4 protein-coding genes are annotated in these 2,637 nt (G+C 72.6%); all 4 read left to right on the top strand.

Features of this window, described 5'->3' with window-relative positions; genetic code table 11:
- On the top strand, positions 1 to 394 hold a 394-nt coding region (locus tag AC2W7M_RS23450; protein WP_486135334.1), incomplete at its 5' end, for a murein hydrolase activator EnvC family protein.
- Positions 395 to 520: 126 nt separating this feature from the next.
- A complete protein-coding gene (nagZ, locus tag AC2W7M_RS23445) occupies positions 521 to 1,534 on the top strand; it encodes a beta-N-acetylhexosaminidase (protein ID WP_486135332.1) in 1,014 nt (337 codons plus the stop codon).
- Positions 1,535 to 1,539: 5 nt separating this feature from the next.
- Positions 1,540 to 2,355 carry a segregation and condensation protein A gene (locus tag AC2W7M_RS23440; protein ID WP_486135335.1) on the top strand — a complete coding sequence of 272 codons (816 nt, stop codon included), beginning with the start codon at positions 1,540 to 1,542 and terminating at the stop codon, positions 2,353 to 2,355.
- Positions 2,352 to 2,637 (top strand): SMC-Scp complex subunit ScpB (locus tag AC2W7M_RS23435; protein ID WP_486135330.1); only part of this gene is annotated, 286 nt, incomplete at its 3' end. The genes AC2W7M_RS23440 and AC2W7M_RS23435, both read left to right, overlap by 4 nt.

Genomic DNA, 2,637 nt, shown 5'->3' with positions numbered 1-2,637 from the left:
CGCCGGCTCCCGGCCCGCAGTTCCGGCGCCCCGGTGCGGCGGCCGCGTCATCGCCGGCTACGGGCCGAAGCCCGGCGGCACCCACAATGACGGCGTGAACTTCGCCGTGCCGGAGGGCACCGCCATCCGCGCCGCCGAGGACGGCACCGTCGCCTATGCCGGCAACGAGTTGAAGGGCTTCGGCAATCTCGTGCTCATCAAGCATGCGGACGGCTATGTCACCGCCTATGCCCATGCCAGCGAGATCGAGGTGAAGCGCGGCGATCAGGTGCGCCGCGGCCAGGTGATCGCCAAAGCCGGCCAGAGCGGCAACGTCTCGACGCCGCAGCTGCACTTCGAGATCCGCAAGGGCAACCAGCCGGTGGACCCGAGCCGCTACGTGGCGGGCCTCTGATCCCCGCATCGGCTTGCAGGCACAGCATCCAGGACGGCCGGGCTCGCCCGGCCGTTTGCTTTGTCCGGCCTGATGCCGCGCCGTCCGCGGCTTGACGGGGCGCAAGGCCGCTTATAGGGGCAAGCCATGACCGTCCGCGCCTTCATCTCCGGTTGCGCCGGAACCCGCCTGTCGCCCGACGAGCGCGCCTTCTTCGCGGAGAGCGCGCCGTGGGGCTTCATCCTGTTCGCCCGCAATGTGGAGGACCCGGCGCAGGTGCGCGCCCTGGTGGACGATCTGCGCGCGGCGGTGGGCCGGAACGCGCCGGTGCTGATCGACCAGGAGGGTGGCCGCGTGCAGCGCTTGCGCCCGCCTCACTGGGCGGACGACCCGCCGGCCGAGCCGTTCGGCGTGCTCTACGACCGCGATCCGGACGCGGCGCTGAAGGCGGTGCGCCTCAATTCGCGCGCCATCGCGGGCGACCTTTCGGCGCTTGGCATCGACGTGGACTGCCTGCCGGTGGCGGACCTGCGCCATCCGGACGGCCACGGCATCATCGGCAACCGCGCCTATGGCGAGACGCCGGCGAAGGTGGCGGCGCTCGCCCGCGCCGCCTCCGAGGGGCTTCTGGACGGCGGCGTGCTGCCTGTGGTGAAGCACATTCCCGGCCACGGCCGCGCGCCCGCCGACAGCCACGAGCGCCTGCCGGTGGTGGAGGCGCCGCGCGCGGTGCTGGAGCGCGAGGACTTCGCCGCCTTTCGCGCGCTCGCGGACCTGCCGCTCGGCATGACCGCCCACGTGGTCTACCGCGCGATCGATCCCGAGCGGCCAGCCACCACCTCGCCGGTGATGATCGCCGACGTGATCCGCCGCGACATCGGCTTTTCCGGCCTGCTCATGAGCGATGACCTCTCCATGGGGGCGCTCGCGGGCAGCCTCGCCGAGCGGGGCCACGCGTCCATCGCCGCGGGCTGCGACATGCTGCTCCACTGCAACGGCCGGCTGGAGGAGATGAGCGAAGTGGCCGCCGTCGCCCCCGAACTCGGCGGCCTCGCCGCCGCGCGGGCGGACCGCGCCCTGGCGCTGCGCCGAAAGGCCGAGCCGGCGGATGTTGCGGCCCTGCGCGCCGAGGTGCAGCATCTCCTCTCCAGGGAGGCGTGATCGAAATGGCCGTCGACGCGGCGCCGAGCTTTGCCGAGGACGACCTGCCCAAAGGCGGGGAGGGCGCCTTCGTGGTGGACATCGACGGCTTCGAGGGGCCGCTCGATCTCCTGCTCGCGCTCGCCCGCACCCAGAAGGTGGACCTCACCCGCATCTCCATCCTGGCGCTGGCGGACCAGTATCTTGCCTTCATCGAGCAGGCGCGGCGCGGGCGCCTCGAACTCGCCGCCGACTATCTGGTGATGGCGGCCTGGCTCGCTTACCTGAAGTCCCGCCTGCTGCTGCCGGCGCCGCCCAAGGAGGACGGCCCGAGCGCGCAGGAACTGGCCGACGCCTTCGCCCGGCGCCTGCGGCACCTGGAGCGCATCCGCAAGGCGGCGCAGGACCTCATGGAGCGCCCGCAGATGGGCCGCGACATGCTGCCCCGGGCGCTGCCGGACCCGCGCGATGTGCCCAAGGGGCCGGTGACCTACACCGCCACGCTCTATGACCTGCTCTCCGCTTATGCCCGCCAGCGACAGGTGAAGGCGCTCTCCCACGTCACGCTCAAGACCCGCGCGGTCTGGTCGCTGGCGGAGGCGCGCGAGCGGCTGGAGCGGCTTCTGGGCGGCGGCGTTTCGGACTGGATGCGGCTTGACCAGTTCCTCATCGACTATGTGGCCGAGCCCAGCCAGCGCGCCACCGCGCTCGCCTCCAGCTTCTCGGCGAGCCTGGAGATGGTGCGTGAAGGCATGCTGGACATCCGCCAGGATGCGCCCTTCGCGCCGTTGTGGCTGCGGCCGCACCGCGCCGACGCCGAGCCGGCCGGGGAGGGCGCATGAACAAGGCCGCACCGCGGATCGACCTGTTCGACGTCCGCCCGGACGACGAGCGCGCCGTCGCCTTCGTCCGCGACCTGCGCACCATCGAGGCGCTGCTGTTCACCTCCTCCCTGCCGCTGGATGCGCAGGCGCTCGCGGCCCACCTGCCGAAGGAGGCGGACATCGGCGCGCTGATGGACGCACTCCAGGCGGACTATGCCCGGCGCGGCGTCAACCTCGTGAAGGCGGCCGGCGGCTGGATGCTGCGCACGGCGCCGGACCTTGCCGCCGTGGTGGCGGCGC

Source organism: Xanthobacter sp. BG11Y11_SDJG (genome assembly GCF_057364445.1).
Note: the sequence above shows the minus strand (reverse complement) of the source record. Positions and strands in the feature narration are given on the sequence as shown.

Excerpts from the sequence above, each read along its gene's own strand:
- nagZ (WP_486135332.1), top strand. The coding sequence starts at position 521 with ATGACCGTCCGCGCCTTCATCTCCGGTTGCGCCGGAACCCGCCTGTCG.
- AC2W7M_RS23440 (WP_486135335.1), top strand. The coding sequence starts at position 1,540 with ATGGCCGTCGACGCGGCGCCGAGCTTTGCCGAGGACGACCTGCCCAAA.